Consider the following 19,661-nt stretch of genomic DNA (forward strand, 5'->3'; position numbering starts at 1 on the left):
CGCTCAAGACTCCCTGCGGAGCCGCGGAAACAAACCGTTTTTTCAATGCTGCTCATCATCTTAGCAGCGGATTTTGACTTTATTCCACAAGTGCATCACAAACGCATATGGCAATTCTGAACATCCTTGAGTTTCCTGACCCGCGGCTGCGAACCAAGGCCAAGCCGGTTCAGGTAGTGGACGATGCCCTGCGGCAGCTGATCGACGACATGTTCGAAACCATGTACGCCGCTCCTGGCATCGGCCTTGCCGCTACCCAGGTGAATGTGCACAAGCGCCTGGTGGTGATGGACCTGAGCGAAGACAAGAGTGCGCCGCTGGTCTTCATCAACCCGGAATTTGCCGTCCTCTGCGAGGAGCTGGAGCAGTATCAGGAAGGCTGCCTGTCGGTTCCCGGCTTCTATGAAGTCGTCGAACGCCCGCAGAAAGTCCGCATCAACGCCCTGGATCGTGACGGCCAGGCCTTCGAGCTGATTGCCGAAGGATTGCTCGCCGTGTGCATCCAGCACGAGTGTGACCACCTCAACGGCAAGCTGTTCGTCGACTATCTTTCCAGTCTCAAGCGCGACCGGATCAAGAAGAAACTGGAAAAGCAGCACCGGCAGCAAGCTTGAGCGCCGACTAACCGCCCGCTCCTCTGGCGCGGCCCGCCACCAGGCAGGTGCCGCGTCAGCCCTTAGCCCAAGAGCCACCATGACTGAACCACTGCGTATCGTTTTTGCCGGCACGCCGGAATTCGCCGCACGTCACCTGCAGGCGCTGCTGGATGCCGGCCAGCCGGTGATCGCCGTCTACACCCAGCCCGATCGTCCCGCCGGCCGTGGCCACAAGCTGATGCCCAGCCCGGTCAAGCAGCTTGCCCTGCAACACGGCCTCCCCGTATTGCAGCCAGCAACCCTGCGTGATCCGGCCGCCCAGGCCGAGCTGGCCGCACTGCAGCCCGACCTGCTGCTGGTAGTGGCCTACGGGCTGATCCTGCCGCAGGCCGTGCTGGATATTCCGCGCCTGGGCTGCATCAACAGCCACGCCTCGCTGCTGCCCCGCTGGCGCGGCGCGGCGCCGATCCAGCGGGCCATCCAGGCCGGCGATGGACACAGCGGGGTCACCCTGATGCAGATGGAAGCCGGCCTGGATACCGGCCCGATGCTGTGCAAGGTGAGCACCCCGATCGGCGCCGAGGATACCGCCGGCAGCCTGCACGACCGGCTCGCCGAACTCGGCGCGCAGGCACTGGCCGCCGCCATCGGCCCGCTGGTCCGTGGCGAACTGCGGCCCGAGCCGCAGGACGAGCAGCTCGCCACCTACGCCCACAAGCTGAACAAGGAAGAAGCGCGGCTGGACTGGCAACGCCCGGCACTCGCGCTGGAGCGCCAGATTCGCGCCTTCAATCCGTGGCCGGTCAGTCATGCCCTGCTCGACGGCGAGCCCGTTAAAGTCCTGGCCGCCAGCCTGGGCGAGGGCAGCGGCCAGCCCGGGCAAATCCTCGCCGCCGGCAAGGACGGCCTCACGGTCGCCTGCGGCACTGGCGCGCTGCGCCTGACCCGCCTGCAGTTGCCCGGCGGCAAACCACTGGCGTTCGCCGACCTCTACAACAGCCGACGCGAACAGTTCGCCTGCGGCCTGGTGCTGCAATGAAGGGAGCCCGGCGATGAACCCGCGCCTGGCCGCCGCGCGCGCGCTGACCGCCGTGCTGGCGGGCAAGGCATCACTGGGCAGCAGCCTGCCGCCGCTGCTGGACAAGGTCGAGGCGCGCGACCGCGGGTTGGCCCAGGACCTGGCCTTCGGGGCCGCACGCTGGCAACCCCGCTTGAGCCTGCTCGCCGACAAGCTGCTGGAAAAACCGCTGAAAGCCGGTGACCGGGACGTGGCCGCCCTGCTGCTGGTCGGCCTGTACCAGCTGCTGTACACGCGGATCCCGGCGCATGCCGCCATCGGCGAAACCGTCGGCTGTGCCGCCAGCCTGAAAAAACCCTGGGCCAAGGGATTGCTCAACGCCGTGCTGCGCGCGGCACAACGCGACGGGGCCGCATTGCTGCTGCAGCTGGAGCAGGATCCGGTTGTCCGCACCGCACATCCGCGCTGGCTGCAGAAACACCTCAAGGCCAGCTGGCCGCAGCACTGGGAAGCCATCTGTCAGGCCAATAACGCACATCCGCCGCTGATCCTGCGGGTCAACCGGCGGCTTGTCTCGCGGCAGGCTTACCTGCAGGAACTGCACGCCGCCGGGATTGCCGCAGACCCCTGCAGCTTCTCCACCGATGGCGTACGCCTGCTCAGTGCCCATGACGTACCCGGCCTGCCCGGTTTTGCCGAAGGCCGTGTCAGTGTGCAGGACGAAGCTGCGCAGCTGGCTGCCGGCCTGCTCGAGCTGGCGCCCGGGCAGCGCGTGCTGGATGCCTGCTGCGCACCCGGCGGCAAAACCTGCCACCTGCTCGAGCACCAGCCCGGGCTGGCCGGCGTGGTCGCCCTCGACCTCGAAGAAAAACGCCTGCAGCGGGTCCGCGAGAACCTGCAGCGCCTGCACCTGCAGGCCCAGCTGATTGCCGCCGACGGGCGTCAGACCAAGGTCTGGTGGGATGGCCAGCCATTTCAGCGCATCCTGCTGGATGCCCCCTGTTCGGCTACCGGGGTGATCCGCCGGCATCCGGACATCAAGATTACCCGGCAGCCGGCCGATATTGCGGCGCTGGCCGCGCTGCAGGGTGAACTGCTGGATGCGCTCTGGCCTACGCTGGAGGTGGGCGGCATCCTGCTGTACGCCACCTGCTCGGTGCTGCCGGAGGAAAACACGAACAACATTGCCGCCTTCCTGGGGCGCACTGCGGACGCCCGTGAGCTGCCGATCAGTGCGCCCTTCGGCCTGCAACAGCCACACGGCCGGCAGTTGCTGCCACAGCTCGATGGCCATGATGGCTTTTACTACGCCCGGCTGATCAAGGCCGCGGCGGACCCGACACCATTGCCGGGCGGGCACCGGCCCGCCCAACAGGCGGCGGACTGAGATCCGCCCGAAAGGAGTTACTGCGTGAAGATCATCATTCTTGGTGCTGGCCAGGTAGGCGGCACCCTGGCTGAACACCTCGCCAGCGAAGCCAACGACATTACCGTGGTGGATACCGATGGCGAGCGCCTGCGCGAGCTCGGCGACCGCCTGGATATCCGCACCGTGCAGGGCCGCGGCTCATTCCCGACCATCCTGCGCCAGGCCGGGGCCGATGATGCCGACATGCTGGTCGCCGTGACCAGCAGCGACGAAACCAACATGCTCGCCTGCCAGGTGGCCTACACCCTGTTCAATACACCGACCAAGATTGCCCGCGTGCGCGAGTCGGCCTACCTGACCCGCGCCGGCCTGTTCGGCAACGAGGCGATTCCGGTGGATGTGCTGATCAGCCCCGAGCAAGTGGTGACCAATTACATCAAGCGCCTGATCGAGTACCCCGGCGCCCTGCAGGTGATCGACTTTGCCGACGGCAAGGCCCAGCTGGTCGGCGTGCGCGCCTACTATGGCGGCCCGCTGGTTGGCCAGGAGCTGCGCCAGCTGCGCGAGCACATGCCGCAGGTCGATACCCGGGTCGCCGCCATCTTCCGCCGCAATCGCGCCATCATGCCCAAGGGCGATACGGTCATCGAAGCCGATGACGAAGTGTTTTTCATTGCCGCCAAGGCCCATATCCGTGCGGTCATGAGCGAAATGCGCCGCATCGAAGACAGCAACAAGCGCATCGTCATCGCCGGTGGCGGCAATATCGGCGAACGCCTGGCCGAAGCCATCGAAAACCGTTACCAGGTCAAGATCATCGAGCGGAGCCCGGCGCGCTGCCGGGCCCTGTCGGAGTCGCTGAACAATACGATCATCCTGCAGGGCAGCTCTTCCGACCGCGACCTGCTGGTCGAGGAAAACATCAGCGATGCCGACATTTTCCTGGCCCTGACCAACGATGACGAAGCCAATATCATGTCCTCGCTGCTGGCCAAGCGGCTGGGCGCGCGCAAGGTGATGACCCTGATCAACAACCCGGCCTACGTCGACCTGGTGCAGGGCGGCGAGATCGATATCGCCATCAGTCCGCAGCTGGCGACCATCGGCACCCTGCTGACCCACGTACGCCGCGGCGATATCGCCAGCGTGCACTCCCTGCGCCGCGGCGCCGCCGAAGCCATCGAGGCCGTTGCGCATGGCGATGCAAAATCGAGCAAGGTGGTCGGGCGCAAGATCGAGGATGTCGACTTGCCCCCCGGCACCACCATCGGCGCGATCATCCGTGACGAAGAGGTGCTGATCGCCCATGACAAGACCGTGATCGCGTCGGGCGACCATGTGATCCTGTTCCTGGTGGACAAGAAATACATCCGCGAAATCGAGCGGCTGTTCCAGGTCGGACTGACCTTCTTCTAGCGCTTGGGGCCTTTGCCGCGCGGCCTGTGCTGACAGGCCGCGGATGGGTCAGTGGTCAGTACCACTTGGCCTCGCCTGGCGGGCGCTTCTTGAAGCGCTTCATGCTCCACAGGTACTGGCTGGGATAAGCCCGCACGGACTTCTCGACCATGGCGCTCATGGCCGCGGTAGCGACCTGCAGATCCTCGCTGTACATCGCTTCCGGGGCGGGCTCGATGATCACCTTGAAGCCCGAGCCATCCTCCAGGCGAATGCCGTTGATGAAGAACGCCACCGCCTTGCCGCCGGCAAGCATGCCTGGAACGAACTTGCTGGTCAGTGCCTGGATGCCGCAGAACGGTACGAACAGCCCGGCCGAAAGGCTCGGCTCGGGATCCGCCGGAATGCCGACCACACCGCCGCGGCGGACTTCCTTGATCACGCTGAGAATGCCTTCCTTGGTCGACGGCGCCACCCGGTTGCCCAGCTGCACGCGCTGCTTTTGCAGTAAATCGTCGAGCGCCTTGAGCTTGGGTGGCCGGTAGAAAATGATCGGGTTGCACATCGAACAGAAGTAGTGATTGAGCACTTCCCAGTTGCCGATATGGGTCGCAATGCCGATCACGCCCTTGCCACTGGCCAGGGCCTGCTGCATCACCTCCAGCCCCTCGACCTGGCGTATCAGCTTGAGCGTCTTCTGCGCCGGCCAGATCCACGCGCACGCGCTTTCCGCCAGCAGCCGGCCAATATCCCGGTGGGTACGCCGCTCCAGCTGCTGCAGCTGCGCGGCCGTCAGTTCGGGAAAACACTTGCTCAGGTTGATGTGCACCACCTCGCGCGAGCGACTGGGGATTTTCCACATCAACCAGCCCAGGGCGGCGCCAACCGCCTGCACGGCACGCCATGGCAGCAAGGCAAACAACCGCAGGCAGCCTACGGCAAATGCGCCTTTTAACTTTTCCATAATCCACTCCAGAACTCTCTGCCCCTGCATTCTACGGGATCGGTTGGCGCGGCTGGCAGCCGTGCGGCGAAAACTGTAAGGTGGCCCGGTCAGCTCGGCCTATAACAAAAATTCCCCGCTCATGCCGATTCGCCTCCTGCTGCTGCTGTGCTTGTCCCTCCCGTGCATGGCCACGGAGCTGCGCGTGTGTGCGGACTACCGCAATGTTCCGCCGTTGAGCTATATCGGCGGCATGGGCGCAGCGCAGTACCTGCTGGCCAGGGCGGCGCAGAATCTCGGCATACCGCTCAGTATCAGCTATCGACCGCAGGCACGTTGCCTGCTGGAACTGGCCGACCAGCGCTTCGATGCCTTGCTCACCGTTTCGCCCAACCCACTGACCACGCCGCTGGTGGCTTTTCCCCTGGACAGCCAGGGGCAGATCGACACCTCCCGCGCTTACCTGCGCATGCGTATCGTGGCCTTTCGCATGAAGGGCAGCCAGGCCAGCTGGGATGGCCGGCAGTTTGTCCATCTGCACAAGCCGGTGCTCTTCGAAAACGGGGTTCCTGCGGTCAGCCTGCTGATGCAGAGACTCCCGGTGGCCTCGCGCTCCAGCGCGCGCACACCGGCGCAGATGATCGAAATGATGCGCCTGGGGCGCGCCGAGATTGCCGTTGGCCTGGAGCCCGCCATCCGCTTCGCCCTGCGGGGTCACGACCCGCAAGGACAGTTCGAGATACTCCAGCCGGCGCTGCTCGAAGCCGAGATGTACCTGGGGATCAGCAAATCCTTTGCCGCGCGCCATCCCGAACAGGCCAAACGCCTGTGGAATGAAATCTGGCGGATCAACCACAGCCCCGAATGGCTGCAGATCCGCGACCAGGTCATGCGCAACCAGCTCGCGCCCAGTGCTGTGTTCTCCGCGCAAGCGGTACTGGCTATTCAGCCGCCAGCCAGTGCGCCGTAACGATCACAGTCGGTGGTGTGATCCATGACCATCCCGGCCGCCTGCATGTAGGCGTAGCAGATGGTCGGGCCGACGAAGGTGAAGCCGGCCTTTTTCAGCGCCTTGCTCATGGCCTCGGCTTCCGCTGTGAGCGTCGGCATTGCGCGGCGATCCGCGAAGTGATTGATCTTCGGCGCCCCGTCGACAAACGACCAGAGCAGCGCCACCGGATCCTCCAGTTGCAGCCAGGCCTGGGCATTCTGCCGCGCGGCGCGGAGCTTCAGGCGGTTGCGGATGATCCCCGGATCCTGCAGGCGCTCCTCGATTTCCGCATCACTCATCTGCGCCAGGCGCTGCACATCGAAACCGAACAGCACCTCGCGATAGCGAGCGCGCTTTTTCAGCACGGTGATCCATGACAGCCCGGCCTGAAAGCCCTCCAGCAGCAGCAACTCGAACAACCGTTGCGGGTCGCGCAGCGGCACGCCCCATTCCTCATCGTGGTAGGCGATGTACAGGGGGTCGTCGGTACACCAGAAGCAGCGTGGCATAGGCTCTCCATGCGGTTTGCAGGGAATTGATCGGGTATACTCCGCGGCTTTACGCACAAGCCTCGACAGCGGTGAAATTCGTGACCCAGACTACGCCCGACGTTAGCACCTTCCAAGGATTGATCCTCGCCCTGCAAAGCTATTGGGCTGAGCAGGGTTGCGTGATCCTGCAGCCCTACGACATGGAAATGGGTGCCGGCACCTTCCATACCGCCACCTTCCTGCGCGCCATCGGCCCGGAGACCTGGAACGCCGCCTACGTGCAGCCGTCCCGGCGCCCGGCTGACGGCCGCTACGGCGAGAACCCCAACCGCCTGCAGCACTACTACCAGTTCCAGGTGGTACTGAAGCCGAACCCGGAAAATATCCAGGACCTGTACCTCGAATCGCTGCGCCGGATTGGCGTCGATACCCTGGTGCACGACATCCGCTTCGTCGAGGACAACTGGGAATCGCCGACCCTCGGCGCCTGGGGCCTGGGCTGGGAAGTCTGGCTCAACGGCATGGAAGTCACCCAGTTCACCTACTTCCAGCAGGTCGGCGGCGTCGAGTGCTACCCCGTCACCGGCGAGATCACCTACGGCCTCGAGCGCCTGGCCATGTACCTGCAGGGCGTCGACTCGGTGTATGACCTGGTCTACTCCGACGGCCCGTTCGGCAAGGTCACCTACGGCGACGTGTTCCACCAGAACGAGGTGGAACAGTCCACCTTCAACTTCGAGCACGCCAACGTCGACAAGCTGTTCGACCTGTTCGACTTCTACGAATCCGAGGCCAACCGCCTGATGGCCCTGCAGCTGCCGCTGCCGGCCTACGAAATGGTGATCAAGGCCTCGCACAGCTTCAACCTGCTCGACGCCCGCCGGGCCATCTCGGTCACCGCGCGCCAGCAGTACATCCTGCGCGTGCGCACGCTGGCCCGCAGCATCGCCCAAAGCTATCTGCTGGCCCGCGCCAAACTCGGCTTCCCCATGGCCACCCCCGAACTGCGTGATGAAGTACTGGCCAAGCTGGAGGCAGCAGAATGAGTGCGCAAGATTTTCTGGTTGAACTGGGCACCGAAGAGCTGCCGCCGAAAGCACTGAAAAGCCTTGGCGAAGCCTTTCTCGCGGGTATCGAAAGGGGCCTCAAGGCGGCCGGCCTGAGCTACGCCAAAGCGCGCATGTATGCCGCCCCACGCCGCCTGGCGGTACTGGTCGACGGCCTCGCCGCGCAGCAACCGGATCGTACGGTCAACCTCGATGGTCCGCCGCTGCAAGCCGCCTTCGACAAGGACGGCAAGCCGACCCAGGCCGCTTTGGGCTTCGCCAAGAAGTGTGGCGTTGACCTGGCGCTGGTGGACCAGAGCGGTCCCAAGCTGAAGTTTAGCCAGAGCATTGCCGGCCAACCGGCTGTCAGTCTGTTGCCGGGCATTGTTGAAACCTCACTCAACGATCTGCCAATTCCCAAGCGCATGCGCTGGGCGGCGCGCAAGGAAGAGTTCGTCCGCCCAACCCAGTGGCTGGTCATGCTGTTTGGCGACGCCGTGATCGACTGCCACATCCTCGCCCAGCAGGCCGGGCGGGTGTCGCGCGGGCACCGCTTCCATGCCAACCGCGAAGTGCGCATTTCCAGCCCGGCCAGTTATGCCGAGGATCTGCGCAGCGCTTACGTGATTGCCGATTTTGCCGAGCGCCGCGAGCTGATCAGCCAGCGGGTAGCCGAGCTGGCCAAGGCCGAGCAGGGCACTGCGATTATTCCGCCAGCCTTGCTTGATGAAGTCAGTGCACTGGTCGAATGGCCGGTGCCGCTGGTCTGCTCCTTCGAGGAGCGCTTCCTCGCGGTGCCGCAGGAAGCCCTGATCACCACCATGCAGGACAACCAGAAGTACTTCTGCCTGCTGGATGGCAATGGCAAGCTGCTGCCGCGCTTCATCACCGTGGCCAACATCGAGAGCAAGGACCCGGCGCAGATCGTCGCCGGCAACGAGAAGGTGGTGCGTCCGCGCCTGACCGACGCCGAGTTCTTCTTCAAGCAGGACCAGCGCCAGCCGCTGGAAAAGCGCAACGAGCGTCTGGCCAATGTAGTGTTCCAGGCCCAGCTCGGCAGCGTCTATGACAAGGCGGCACGGGTCTCCGACCTGGCCGGCTTCATCGCCGGGCAGATCGGCGGCGACGCCAGCCGCGCCGCGCGGGCCGGTATCCTCAGCAAGTGCGACCTGGCCAGCGAGATGGTCGGCGAGTTCCCGGAGATGCAGGGTATCGCCGGCTACTACTACGCACTGCATGACGGCGAGCCGGAAGACGTGGCCCTGGCGCTTAACGAGCAATACATGCCGCGCGGGGCAGGGGCAGAATTGCCGCAGACCCTCACCGGCGCCGCCGTGGCGGTGGCCGACAAGCTCGACACGCTGGTCGGCATCTTCGGCATCGGCATGCTGCCGACCGGCTCCAAGGACCCCTATGCCCTGCGCCGCGCCGCACTCGGCGTGCTGCGCATCCTGATCGAGAAACAGCTGGACCTCGACCTGGTCGAAGCCGTCGGCTTCGCCATCGGCCAGTACGGCGCCAGGGTCAACAGCGCCGGGCTGGCGCAACAGGTGCTGGACTTCATCTTCGACCGCCTGCGCGCGCGCTACGAAGACGAAGGTGTCGACGTGGCCGTGTACCAGGCCGTGCGTGCGCTCAGCCCCGCTGCGCCGCTGGACTTTGACCAGCGCGTGCAGGCCGTGCAGGCCTTCCGTCAGTTGCCGGACGCCACGGCCCTGGCGGCAGCCAACAAGCGAGTGTCGAATATCCTGGCCAAGGCCGAAGGCACGGTGCCGGACAGCGTGAACCCGGCCTTGCTGCAGGAGGCCGCGGAACAGGCCCTGGCAGCGGCCGTCGCGGCGGCGCAGCAGGCGGTCACCCCGCTGGCAGCAGCCCGTTGCTACCGCGAGGCGCTGGCACAACTGGCGGCGTTGCGCGGTCCGGTGGATGCCTTCTTCGAGCAGGTACTGGTGAATGCCGAGGACAGCGCCGTGCGCGCCAACCGCTACGCGTTGCTCAAGCAGCTGCGTGAACTGTTCCTTGGCGTGGCCGATATTTCGCTGCTGGGCTGATCACTCCGAAACGCAGGATGGGTTGAACGCAGCGATACCCATCCTCCCCGCAGACGCTGGATTCAGCCGATCCACGCCTAACCCATCTTGCGGAGCAGGCATGAAACTACTGATTCTCGACCGCGATGGCGTGATCAACCAGGACTCCGACGACTACATCAAGTCAGTCGATGAGTGGATCCCGTTGCCTGGCGCCATCGACGCGATAGCCCGGTTGAGCAAGGCCGGCTGGACGGTGGCGGTGGCCACCAACCAGTCCGGCCTGGCCCGTGGCTACTATGACGAAGCCACCCTCGAGGCCATGCACCAGCGCCTGCGCCAGCTGGTGGCCGAGCAGGGTGGCGAACTGGGACTGATCGTGCACTGCCCGCACGGCCCGGATGATGACTGCAACTGCCGTAAACCCATGCCCGGCATGCTGCAGCAGATTGCCGAACACTATGCGGCTGAGCTGCAGGGTGTATGGTTTGTCGGTGACTCCAGCGGTGACCTGCAGGCGGCGCTGGCCGTCGACTGCCAACCGGTGCTGGTGAAAACCGGCAAGGGCCAACGCACCCTGGCCAGGCCGATACCGGCACACACCCTGGTGTTCGACGACCTCGCCGCCGTCGCCACCCAACTGCTTGCTTGAAGGATTCCTGCCCATGCCGATTCTGCAATCCGTCCGCTCGCTCACCTTCTATCTGCTGCTGGCCCTGATGACGGTAGTGTGGAGTTCGTTCGGCCTGATTGTCGGGCTGCTGCTGCCCTTTCCGCTGCGTTACCGGCTGATCAATCAGGCCTGGGCATGGCAGGCCATCTGGCTGGCGCGCTGGGTAGCAGGGGTGCGCTACGAGCTGAGCGGCCGCGAGAACATTCCGGCGCGGCCCTGCGTGATCCTGGCCAAGCACCAGAGCACCTGGGAAACCTTCTATTTTTCCGCACTGTTTGCCCCGCTCAGCCAGGTGATCAAGCGCGAGCTGCTGCGCGTACCCTTCTGGGGCTGGTCGATGAAGCTGCTCAAGCCGATCGCGATTGACCGCGGCAACCCCAAGGCAGCCCTCAAGCAGCTTGCCAGCCAGGGGCATGAGCGGCTCACGGCCGGCTTGTGGGTGCTGATCTTTCCCGAAGGCACCCGCGTCCCCTACGGCCAGATCGGCAAGTTCTCCCGCGGCGGCGCGGCGCTGGCGGTGAATGCCGGCCTGCCGGTGCTGCCAATTGCGCACAATGCCGGCAAGTGCTGGCCGCGCGATGGCTGGCTGAAGCACCCCGGCACCATCCGGATTGTCGTGGGTCCGCCCATGTATGCCGAGGGCAGCGGCCCGCGGGCCATCGCCGAGCTTAACGAGCGCGCCTTCGCCTGGGTGCGCCAGGCGCAAATCGACCTCGGCGCCCTGCCGGCCGACGCGCAGGCCGCGACCGGGCTGCCGGAAGACTGAGGCGCGCGCAAGCCTGTACCCGCCCGGCTCAGGACGGGCGGCCGACGACAAAGCTGGCCACCGCGCTGAAGCTTCCGCCGATGTTCAGGCACGCCGCCAGGCGCGCGCCTTCGACCTGATAGCCTGCGGCTTTGTGCTCCACCTGGCGCCAGGCATCCAGCAGCATGCGCACACCGGTAGCCCCCACCGGATGGCCGCCACCGATCAGGCCGCCGCTCGGGTTGACCGGCAGGCGCCCGCCCAGCTCGATGCTGCCATCCTCGATCCGCTGCCAGCCCTGACCGGGCGAGGCCAGGCCGAAATGCTCCAGCGCCAGGTATTCGCTGATGGTGAAGCAATCGTGGGTTTCTATCAGGTCCAGCTGCCAGGCATCCGCCAGCCCGGCACGCTGCATGGCATCGGCAATGGTCCGCTGCAGGTGGGGAAACATCAGGCCGCGTTCGCTCGCCGCCGGCAGCTTTTCCGCCAGTGGCAAGGGCGAGCTGCGCTGGCCCCAGCCAAGGATCGCCGGGTAGCTTTCACTGCGCCCGAGCCTGCGCGCATGCTGCTGCGCAAACGCCTCCGAGCAGAGAAACACTGCCGCGCAGCCATCACTGATCTGCGCACAGTCGCGCCGGCGCAATTCGCCTTCCACGCGCGGATTTAATTCATCATTTGCCGCGAAATGTTCGGCCTGCAGTTGCCAGTCGCGGGTCTGCGCCAGCGGATTGCATTTGGCGTTGGCCAGATTGATCTCGGCAATCCGGCGCAGGTAGCGCGCATCCAGACCGTGCTGTTCGACGTAGCGCTGGCGCACCTGCTCGAACAGGTGTGGCCACAGGTATTTTGCCGCTTGCGCTTCGTGTCCGTGCCACGCGGCACAGCCCAGATTCTGCGCCGCCTGCTCGCCCGAAACATTGCGCATCTGCTCGATGCCAAGCACACAGACACACTCGGCACGCCCAGCTTCGATGCTGGCCATGGCCGCGAGAATGGCCATGCTGCCGGAAGCGCACGCCGCCTCGTGGCGCATGATCGGCAACTCTGCCCACGCCGGATCGCAGCGGGCCAGCAAGCCACCAAGCAAACCCTGATGACAGAACAGTTCGGCGGCAAAGTTGCCGATATGCGCGGCCTGCACCTGATCTGCCGGCAGACTGCATTCCGCCAGGCCACTCTGCACCACCCGCTGCATTTCGCCGGCCAGATCGCTGCCTTCGCGCTGCCAGTGGCGGGCAAAGTCGCTTTGCGCGCCACCGAGGATCAGCACCCTGCGGCTCATGCCGATCCCTGTGGCTTGAGATCCCGGCCTTCCACCCAGCAGGCATGGAAGCCTAGCGGCACGCGTTGCGGAATCGCCAGCCGGGTACAGGGCCCCGCTTGCAGGTCACGGGCATCGTAGATCCACAGCTCCGAGCGGTTGTTCACTTCGTCCTGCACAAAGCTCAGCAGGTAACCGTCATCCTCGTTTTGTGCCTGAGTGCCTGGGGCAAACGGGCTTTCACTGCCGTAGATCCCCTGGCCAAAACGCACCTGCTGATGCTTGCCGGTAGCCAAGTCGTACTTGCGGATGCCGTCGAAGCGCAGGGTAGGGCGGGGTCCGATGGTCACGGCATAGCCGTAGCGGGTCGGATAGCCCTGGTCGCGCGGGTTGATGCTGGGGAATTCGGCGTTTACTTGGTCGAGGCAGCGCTCGCTGGTTTGTCCGGTTTGCAGGTTGAAGCGCCACTCCCACAGCTCGGCATTCATCTGCAGGTTCTGCAGCATGCGCTCGAACTCACTGGCAGTGCTGTCTTCACTGTTGGCCACCGGGCTGGTCACCTTGTGAGCCAGCATGACCACCTCATCGCCTTCTTCCCAGGAATTCACCACGTGGTAGATGTAGCAGGGCGCGGCACTGAACCAGCGCACATCGGCCGCCGTGCCATGCCGTGGAATGATGGCAAAGCGTGAGCCCAGCTCCGGCCGATAAACGCTGCGCCAGCGCCCGCGCTGCAGTGCTTCGGTATCCACACAAACCGGCAGGTCCATGAGAATCGAATAATGCTCGGTGATCGCCATATCGTGGGGCAGGCGCGGGCCCGGCAACTCCACCGGGATCAGGCTGAGCTGTTCGCCGGCGGCGCTGACCACCCCGTAATGCAGGTAGGGCGGGCGCACCGAGTACTCGAAGAACATCATCTCGCCGGTACGCGCATCCACTTTCACATGCGCCGAGACTGCGGTTGTGCGCTTGCCGGCGAAGTCATCGACGCCCAGGGTTTGCAGGCTGACGGGATCTACCCGGTAGGGCTCGCCGCACTGGTACCAGAGCGCAAGCAAAGCACCATTGTGAAACTTCACATCGGTGTTGGCGGTGTCCTTGTAGGGCCGGCCAAGGGTCAATTTCCTTACCGGCTCGCGAATGCCCTGCCACTGCGCTTCACCGGTACTGCGCTCCAGCTGCAGCCCGGCTGTTTCGATCCAACGGTTGCGATAGATGGCGTGGCCATTGGCAATCTCCACGGCGTGGAGCATGCCATCGCCGTCGAACCAGTGATGCCGGCCTTCGGTCGCGCGCTGCGGATTGGGTCCGTTACGGACATAGACACCGGCCAGGTCCGCGGGAATTGCACCCGCCAGCACCTCCAGCGGGGCTTCGATTTCTTCTGTGATGGGTGCATAACTGCCGAGCAGGTAGGGGTTGGCTTCTGGGGCAATGCTGTTCATGGTCGCTCCTTTGCTTGCATAGTGAAACTATCTTTGGTTTCACTATGCAAGTCAACCAGCCAGCCACGAACCTGCCCTACGGCGCCTGCAGGCTGCTTGCCGACAGGCTCTGCAGGGTGACCGCAGTGCCGCAACTGCTGCAGCGCAGTTGCGGCTGCAACCAGTGGCCGCAGGGCAAATGACGCATGCAGGTTGCAGCCTGGGTCGCCGGGCGCAGCCAGCGATCGCCCCACTCGATCAGCGCGACAATCAGCGGAAACAGCTGCAAACCAGCTTCGCTGAAACGGTAGCGTGGCCGTTCGGACTGCTGCTCGGCGACGCGCAACAACACGCCGCCATCGCACAACCGTGCCAACCGATCCGCCAGGATATTCGGCGCGATGGCCAGGTGCCGGGCAATCTCGCTGTAGCGCTGCACCCCGTAAAAGCCGAGGGCGACAATCAGGGCGGTCCAGCGATCACCGAGAATTTCTGCCGCGCCCAGCCATTGCCCCGGCGACGATTCGGCGCGCGCACGCCGCAGCGGCTTGGGCAGGTGGCTGAGGTCGGGTACTGCGCCGGGACAGTCGAGATGGATGTCGCGGGCCAGGATGGGCTCCGCGCAGACCTTGCAGACCAGTGCCGGTACCAGGCTGTTTCCGCAGCAGTGAATGAGCGGCGCAGGAGCTGGCGGTTGCCCCGCCGCGCCACGATTCCAGGCCTGTGCCAGGCTGACCACCGGCAACAGGGCCTGCCCGGCAGCCGACAAGCGATAGCCGTGCGCTGTCGCCTCCAGGCAGCGCATTGCCAGCAAATGCTTGAGGCGGGCCGCCAGGGTGCTGCGCGGAATAGCCAGCGCCAGAAGCAACTGGCCAAATGTCTTTTCCTGCAACAGCAGCGCCTGGACCAGCGCCAGGGACCAGCGCTGGCCGAGCACATCCAACACCGCCGGGACAATGCTGGATGCCACATGAGCCGTGACATCCAGCGCCTGGGTCGAATGCGTCGGCACCGGTCAGAAGTCCAGGTTGGAGACCGCCAGTGCGTTGCTTTCGATGAAGTCCCGGCGTGGCTCCACCGCATCGCCCATCAGCGTGTTGAAGATCTGGTCCGCCGCGATGGCGTCTTCGATGGTGACCCTGAGCATGCGCCGTACGGCCGGATCCATGGTGGTTTCCCACAACTGCTCGGGATTCATCTCGCCCAGCCCCTTGTAGCGCTGGATGCTGTGGCGCTTGGTGCTTTCCGCCATCAGCCAGGCAAGGGCATCCTTGAACGTGGCAACCGGCTTCTTGCGCTCGCCACGCTGCACATATGCCCCCTCTTCCAGCAGGCTGTTGAGCTGATCACCCAGCGTGGTCACGGTCTTGTAGTCATTGCTGGCAAAGAAATCACGGTTGAAGGTGATGTAGTTGGACAGCCCATGGGAGATCAGTTCGACTTCCGGCAACCACAGGTGACGCTCGCGGTCTTCGCGCAGGCTGGCCTTGTAGACCAGGCCGGATTTCTCGACCAGGCGCAGGCGCGCTTCGTACTGCTCCAGCCAGGACTGCATGGCGGCCTGATCGGAGAGCTGCTCCAGGCTGACGCGTGGCAGGTAGACGAAGTGCTCGGTGAGCTCCTGCGGATACAGGCGTGACAGGCGCTTGAGGGTCTTCATCACCAGACGGTAATCGTTGACCAGGGTTTCCAGCGCCAGTCCGGACAGCCCCGGGGCACTTTCATTGACGTGCAGGCTGGCCTCTTCAAGCGCCGACTGGGTCATGTATTCGTCCATGGCGTCGTCGTCCTTGATGTACTGCTCCTGCTTGCCCTTCTTCACCTTGTACAGTGGTGGCTGGGCGATATAGATGTAGCCGCGCTCGACCAGCTCCGGCAATTGGCGGAAGAAGAAGGTCAGGAGGAGGGTGCGGATGTGCGAACCATCGACGTCAGCATCGGTCATGATGATGATGTTGTGGTAGCGCAGCTTGTCGATGTTGTACTCGTCGCGGCCAATGCCGCAGCCCAGTGCCGTAATCAGCGTGCCGACTTCCTGCGAGGAAATCATCTTGTCGAAGCGCGCCTTCTCGACGTTGAGGATCTTGCCCTTGAGCGGCAGGATCGCCTGGGTCCGGCGGTTGCGACCCTGCTTGGCCGAGCCGCCCGCGGAGTCACCTTCCACGATGTAGAGTTCGGACAGGGCAGGGTCCTTTTCCTGACAGTCGGCCAGTTTTCCCGGCAGGCCGGCGATATCCAGGGCACCTTTGCGCCGGGTCATTTCACGCGCCTTGCGCGCGGCTTCACGGGCCCGCGCCGCATCGATCATCTTGCCGACCACGGCCTTGGCTTCGTTGGGGTTTTCCAGCAGGAAGTCGGCGAAGTATTTGCCCATCTCCTGCTCTACCGCAGTCTTCACTTCCGAGGACACCAGCTTGTCCTTGGTCTGCGAACTGAACTTCGGATCCGGCACCTTGACCGAGACAATTGCCGTCAGGCCTTCACGGGCATCATCGCCGGTGGTGGCGATCTTATGCTTCTTGGCCAGGCCTTCCTGCTCGATGTAGTTGTTCAGGTTGCGCGTCAGGGCCGAGCGGAAACCGGCCAGGTGGGTACCACCGTCGCGCTGCGGAATGTTGTTGGTGAAGCACAGCAGGTTTTCATTGAAGCTGTCGTTCCACTGCAGGGCCACCTCGACACCGACACCGTCATCACGCTGCACGTTGAAATGGAACACCGAGTTGACTGCAGTCTTGTTGGTATTGAGGTACTCGACGAACGCGCGCAAGCCACCTTCGTACTTGAACAGCTCCTCTTTGCCGCTGCGTTCATCCTTGAGCACGATGCCGACCCCGGAGTTGAGGAACGACAGTTCACGCAGGCGCTTGGCCAGGATATCCCAGCTGAAGTGGATGTTATGGAAGGTCTCGGCCGAGGGCTTGAAATGGATCTGCGTGCCGGTACTGTCGCTGTCGCCAACGATGCGCATCGGCTCCTGCGGCACGCCGTGAACATAGGTCTGCTCCCACACATGCCCGCTGCGGCGGACGGTCAGCAGCAGCAGTTCGGAGAGGGCGTTCACCACGGACACGCCGACGCCGTGCAGGCCGCCAGAAACCTTGTACGAGTTGTCGTCGAACTTACCGCCGGCGTGCAACACGGTCATGATCACTTCGGCAGCGGAGACACCTTCTTCCTTGTGCATATCCACCGGGATCCCGCGGCCATTGTCGCGCACGGTAATCGACTCATCGGTGTGGATAGTGATGCTGATGTCGTTGCAATGGCCAGCGAGCGCTTCGTCGATCGAGTTGTCCACCACCTCGAAGACCATGTGGTGCAGACCACTGCCATCATCGGTGTCGCCAATGTACATACCGGGACGCTTGCGGACAGCATCCAGGCCTTTCAGCACCTTGATACTGTTGGAGTCATACGTATTGTTTTCGCTCATGCCTTACTCCCGGTAATCGTGGGTCTGGGTAATTCGACCATGTTCCACGTGGAACATGGCAACTGGCGTATCCGTCTGCCAGCATTCCCGCAGTATCTTGTGGTCAACGCAGGTTATGAAAACCTGGCAGTTCAAATCTTCGAGCAAGCCGCAAAGAGCATGCCGGTGGTGCTCATCCAGCTCGGAAGGCAAATCGTCTACCAGGTAAACGCACTCGCCGCTGCGTGACTGATTGACCAGGTAGCCCTGGGCTATCTTCAGCGCACACACCACCAGTTTCTGCTGTCCGCGGGACAGCACATCGACGGCGTTATAGGCGCCTACTCGAAGGCGCAAATCTGCGCGCTGGGGGCCGGCCTGGGTGTGGCCGAGTTGCTGATCGCGCAGCAGCGAAGTGCTAAGCACCTCGCTCAACTCCCGATCCTTGTCCCAGCCGCGGTAGTAACTCAACACCAGGTCAGGAAGGACCAACAACCGGGATAACGTCGCCTCAAACAGGGGCTTTAACGCCTGAATGTAGCTGCGCCGATAGGCGTCGATTTCATCACTGGCAACGCTGAGTTCGCGACTCCAAGCTGCTTCCGAAGCGGCGTCAAGTGTACCACGGCGCAACCACGAGTTCCGCTGACGCAGCGCCCTTTGCAGGCGCTGCCAGGCCAGCAGGAAGCGCGGTTCCACGTGGAACACTCCCCAATCGAGAAACTGTCGCCTGATGCGCGGATTGCCTTCCAGCAGACGGAAACTGTCCGGATTGATCAGCTGCAAAGGCAACGCCTGGGCAAGCTGGGCAGCGCTGCGGACCGACTGGCCATCGATGCGGATCTGAAACTCGCCAGCCCTTGAGCGCTGCACACCCAGTTGACGAGTGCCCACAGCAGATGCCAGTTCGCCAAAAATGGTCAGCGCCGGCTGCTCATACTCGATGACGGGCTGCAGGCGGGTACTGCGAAATGAGCGGGCCAGGCCGAGCAGGTGCACGGCCTCGAGCAGGCTGGTTTTTCCGCTGCCATTGTCGCCGGAAAGGATGTTGATGCGCGGGGAGGGTGACAATGTCACCGCGTGCAGATTGCGCAACGCGGTGACGTTCAAGCGGAGGAGGGACACTGCTATTGGGGCTACAGGCGCATCGGCATGACGACGTAAGCGGACTCGTCGTTATCGAACTCCTGCACCAGCGCGCTGCTGTTGGAATCGGAAAGAAGCAGACGAACCTTTTCCGTGGTCATCACCGCCATGACATCCAGCAGATAGCTGACGTTGAAACCAATCTCCAGATTGCCGCCGTTGTAGTCGACCGCTACTTCCTCTTCGGCTTCTTCCTGCTCGGGGTTGTTCGCCTGGATCTTCAACTGGCCGGCAGCCAGTTGCAGGCGGATACCACGGTACTTCTCGTTGGACAGAATGGCGGTGCGGGTGAAGGCTTCTCGCAGCGCCTGACGATCGCCGACCACCAGCTTGTCGCCACCCTTCGGCAGAACCCGCTCGTAATCGGGGAACTTGCCATCGACCAGTTTGGAGGTGAAGGTGAACTCGCTGGTGGTCGCGCGAATGTGATGCTGGCCAAGCACGATCGCCACTTCGGCATCCGGCTCGGTGAGCAGGCGCGCCAGCTCCAGAATACCTTTGCGCGGGACGATGATCTGGTGCTTCTCCTGCTGCTCGATCGGCGCAGAGAGCGAGCACATCGCCAGACGATGGCCATCGGTAGCCACCGCGCGCAGCACGTTGGCGCCGACTTCCAGCAGCATGCCATTCAGGTAATAGCGGACATCCTGCTGCGCCATAGCGAAACTGGTGCGCTCGATAAGCCGGCGGACCTTGGCTTGCGGCAGGTTGATAACCAGTGAAGTCTGGCCTTCCTCGGAGGTCGGAAAATCATTGGCGGGAAGGGTCGACAAGCTGAAGCGGCTGCGCCCGGCCTTGATCAGGAGCTTCTGCTCATCGAGCTTGATGTCGATCAGTGCATCCGCCGGCAGGCTCTTGCAGATGTCCATCAACTTGCGGGCGGGGACGGTGATCTCGCCCGGCTCGGCAATCTCGTCCAGGGCAACCCGGCCAACCAGCTCAACCTCCAGGTCGGTACCGGTCAGGGACAACTGCTGGCCTTGCACCACCAGCAGGACGTTAGAAAGAACCGGCAGTGTCTGGCGGCGCTCGACTACGCCGGCAACCAACTGCAGGGGTTTCAACAGGGCTTCGCGCTGGATGGTGAAATGCATGGTCTGGTCCCTTTGCCTAGGTGT

Annotated in this window: 17 protein-coding genes; 9 read left to right on the top strand and 8 right to left on the bottom strand. The window is 63.8% G+C overall.

The window, feature by feature from the left end; all coding sequences use genetic code 11:
• The first annotated feature begins 107 nt into the window (after nucleotides 1–107).
• From def to trkA, 4 genes are all read left to right on the top strand, one after another.
• A complete protein-coding gene (gene def, locus ISX93_RS02075) occupies nucleotides 108–614 on the top strand; it encodes a peptide deformylase (RefSeq protein WP_195777022.1) in 507 nt (168 codons plus the stop codon).
• A 79-nt stretch (nucleotides 615–693) separates the two neighbouring features.
• Nucleotides 694–1,635 (top strand): methionyl-tRNA formyltransferase, encoded by a 942-nt coding sequence (gene fmt / locus ISX93_RS02080; RefSeq protein WP_195777023.1) that lies wholly within the window; start codon nucleotides 694–696, stop codon nucleotides 1,633–1,635.
• A 13-nt stretch (nucleotides 1,636–1,648) separates the two neighbouring features.
• On the top strand, nucleotides 1,649–3,001 hold the full coding sequence (gene rsmB / locus ISX93_RS02085) for a 16S rRNA (cytosine(967)-C(5))-methyltransferase RsmB (RefSeq protein ID WP_195777024.1): 1,353 nt from the start codon (nucleotides 1,649–1,651) through the stop codon (nucleotides 2,999–3,001).
• A 24-nt stretch (nucleotides 3,002–3,025) separates the two neighbouring features.
• Nucleotides 3,026–4,399, top strand: coding sequence for a Trk system potassium transporter TrkA (gene trkA / locus ISX93_RS02090; protein WP_195777025.1), 1,374 nt, complete (start codon nucleotides 3,026–3,028; stop codon nucleotides 4,397–4,399).
• 55 nt (nucleotides 4,400–4,454) lie between these two features.
• Here trkA and ISX93_RS02095 read toward each other — a convergent pair whose 3' ends face one another.
• Nucleotides 4,455–5,342 (bottom strand): lysophospholipid acyltransferase, encoded by an 888-nt coding sequence (locus ISX93_RS02095; RefSeq protein ID WP_195777026.1) that lies wholly within the window; start codon nucleotides 5,340–5,342, stop codon nucleotides 4,455–4,457.
• Nucleotides 5,343–5,463: 121 nt separating this feature from the next.
• Between ISX93_RS02095 and ISX93_RS02100 the strand changes: the two genes are divergently transcribed.
• On the top strand, nucleotides 5,464–6,291 hold the full coding sequence (locus tag ISX93_RS02100) for a hypothetical protein (protein WP_195777027.1): 828 nt from the start codon (nucleotides 5,464–5,466) through the stop codon (nucleotides 6,289–6,291).
• Here the strand turns inward: ISX93_RS02100 and ISX93_RS02105 are convergent.
• Nucleotides 6,267–6,821 carry a DNA-3-methyladenine glycosylase I gene (locus tag ISX93_RS02105; protein ID WP_195777028.1) on the bottom strand — a complete coding sequence of 185 codons (555 nt, stop codon included), beginning with the start codon at nucleotides 6,819–6,821 and terminating at the stop codon, nucleotides 6,267–6,269. The two genes, ISX93_RS02100 and ISX93_RS02105, sit on opposite strands and share 25 nt — an antisense overlap.
• Before the next feature lie 80 nt (nucleotides 6,822–6,901).
• Here ISX93_RS02105 and glyQ point away from each other — a divergent pair, with 80 nt between their 5' ends.
• The 4 genes from glyQ to ISX93_RS02125 all read left to right on the top strand — a co-directional run bounded on the left by glyQ (nucleotide 6,902) and on the right by ISX93_RS02125 (nucleotide 11,318).
• Nucleotides 6,902–7,849 (top strand): glycine--tRNA ligase subunit alpha, encoded by a 948-nt coding sequence (glyQ, locus tag ISX93_RS02110; protein ID WP_195777029.1) that lies wholly within the window; start codon nucleotides 6,902–6,904, stop codon nucleotides 7,847–7,849.
• Entirely contained in the window at nucleotides 7,846–9,900 is a 2,055-nt protein-coding gene (gene glyS, locus ISX93_RS02115) for a glycine--tRNA ligase subunit beta (protein WP_195777030.1), read from the top strand. The genes glyQ and glyS overlap by 4 nt, the downstream gene beginning before the upstream one ends.
• Before the next feature lie 100 nt (nucleotides 9,901–10,000).
• Entirely contained in the window at nucleotides 10,001–10,531 is a 531-nt protein-coding gene (gene gmhB, locus ISX93_RS02120) for a D-glycero-beta-D-manno-heptose 1,7-bisphosphate 7-phosphatase (protein WP_195777031.1), read from the top strand.
• A 13-nt stretch (nucleotides 10,532–10,544) separates the two neighbouring features.
• Entirely contained in the window at nucleotides 10,545–11,318 is a 774-nt protein-coding gene (locus tag ISX93_RS02125; protein ID WP_195777032.1) for a lysophospholipid acyltransferase family protein, read from the top strand.
• A 28-nt stretch (nucleotides 11,319–11,346) separates the two neighbouring features.
• On the opposite strand, the gene ISX93_RS02130 is transcribed toward ISX93_RS02125, so the two are convergent.
• The 6 genes from ISX93_RS02130 to dnaN form a co-directional block, all read right to left on the bottom strand.
• Nucleotides 11,347–12,579 carry an acetyl-CoA acetyltransferase gene (locus ISX93_RS02130; protein WP_195777033.1) on the bottom strand — a complete coding sequence of 411 codons (1,233 nt, stop codon included), beginning with the start codon at nucleotides 12,577–12,579 and terminating at the stop codon, nucleotides 11,347–11,349.
• On the bottom strand, nucleotides 12,576–14,006 hold the full coding sequence (locus ISX93_RS02135) for a carotenoid oxygenase family protein (RefSeq protein ID WP_195777034.1): 1,431 nt from the start codon (nucleotides 14,004–14,006) through the stop codon (nucleotides 12,576–12,578). The genes ISX93_RS02130 and ISX93_RS02135 overlap by 4 nt, the downstream gene beginning before the upstream one ends.
• 76 nt (nucleotides 14,007–14,082) lie before the next feature.
• Nucleotides 14,083–14,997, bottom strand: coding sequence for a winged helix-turn-helix transcriptional regulator (locus ISX93_RS02140; protein ID WP_195777035.1), 915 nt, complete (start codon nucleotides 14,995–14,997; stop codon nucleotides 14,083–14,085).
• 3 nt (nucleotides 14,998–15,000) lie between these two features.
• Nucleotides 15,001–17,418: a DNA topoisomerase (ATP-hydrolyzing) subunit B gene (gene gyrB, locus ISX93_RS02145; protein ID WP_195777036.1), complete on the bottom strand. Its 2,418-nt coding sequence runs from the start codon at nucleotides 17,416–17,418 to the stop codon at nucleotides 15,001–15,003.
• Nucleotides 17,419–17,421: 3 nt separating this feature from the next.
• Nucleotides 17,422–18,522 (bottom strand): DNA replication/repair protein RecF, encoded by a 1,101-nt coding sequence (recF, locus tag ISX93_RS02150; protein ID WP_195777037.1) that lies wholly within the window; start codon nucleotides 18,520–18,522, stop codon nucleotides 17,422–17,424.
• 11 nt (nucleotides 18,523–18,533) lie between these two features.
• Nucleotides 18,534–19,637, bottom strand: coding sequence for a DNA polymerase III subunit beta (gene dnaN / locus ISX93_RS02155; RefSeq protein WP_195777038.1), 1,104 nt, complete (start codon nucleotides 19,635–19,637; stop codon nucleotides 18,534–18,536).
• Nucleotides 19,638–19,661 lie beyond the last annotated feature (24 nt).

This window comes from Pseudomonas sp. N040, from assembly GCF_015637705.1.
GTDB lineage: Bacteria > Pseudomonadota > Gammaproteobacteria > Pseudomonadales > Pseudomonadaceae > Aquipseudomonas.

Coding starts and splice junctions, on each gene's coding strand:
- def (WP_195777022.1), top strand. CDS start 108: ATGGCAATTCTGAACATCCTTGAGTTTCCTGACCCGCGGCTGCGAACC.
- fmt (WP_195777023.1), top strand. CDS start 694: ATGACTGAACCACTGCGTATCGTTTTTGCCGGCACGCCGGAATTCGCC.
- rsmB (WP_195777024.1), top strand. CDS start 1,649: ATGAACCCGCGCCTGGCCGCCGCGCGCGCGCTGACCGCCGTGCTGGCG.
- ISX93_RS02095 (WP_195777026.1), bottom strand. CDS start 5,342: ATGGAAAAGTTAAAAGGCGCATTTGCCGTAGGCTGCCTGCGGTTGTTT.
- ISX93_RS02100 (WP_195777027.1), top strand. CDS start 5,464: ATGCCGATTCGCCTCCTGCTGCTGCTGTGCTTGTCCCTCCCGTGCATG.
- ISX93_RS02105 (WP_195777028.1), bottom strand. CDS start 6,821: ATGCCACGCTGCTTCTGGTGTACCGACGACCCCCTGTACATCGCCTAC.
- glyS (WP_195777030.1), top strand. CDS start 7,846: ATGAGTGCGCAAGATTTTCTGGTTGAACTGGGCACCGAAGAGCTGCCG.
- gmhB (WP_195777031.1), top strand. CDS start 10,001: ATGAAACTACTGATTCTCGACCGCGATGGCGTGATCAACCAGGACTCC.
- ISX93_RS02125 (WP_195777032.1), top strand. CDS start 10,545: ATGCCGATTCTGCAATCCGTCCGCTCGCTCACCTTCTATCTGCTGCTG.
- ISX93_RS02130 (WP_195777033.1), bottom strand. CDS start 12,579: ATGAGCCGCAGGGTGCTGATCCTCGGTGGCGCGCAAAGCGACTTTGCC.
- ISX93_RS02135 (WP_195777034.1), bottom strand. CDS start 14,006: ATGAACAGCATTGCCCCAGAAGCCAACCCCTACCTGCTCGGCAGTTAT.
- gyrB (WP_195777036.1), bottom strand. CDS start 17,418: ATGAGCGAAAACAATACGTATGACTCCAACAGTATCAAGGTGCTGAAA.
- dnaN (WP_195777038.1), bottom strand. CDS start 19,637: ATGCATTTCACCATCCAGCGCGAAGCCCTGTTGAAACCCCTGCAGTTG.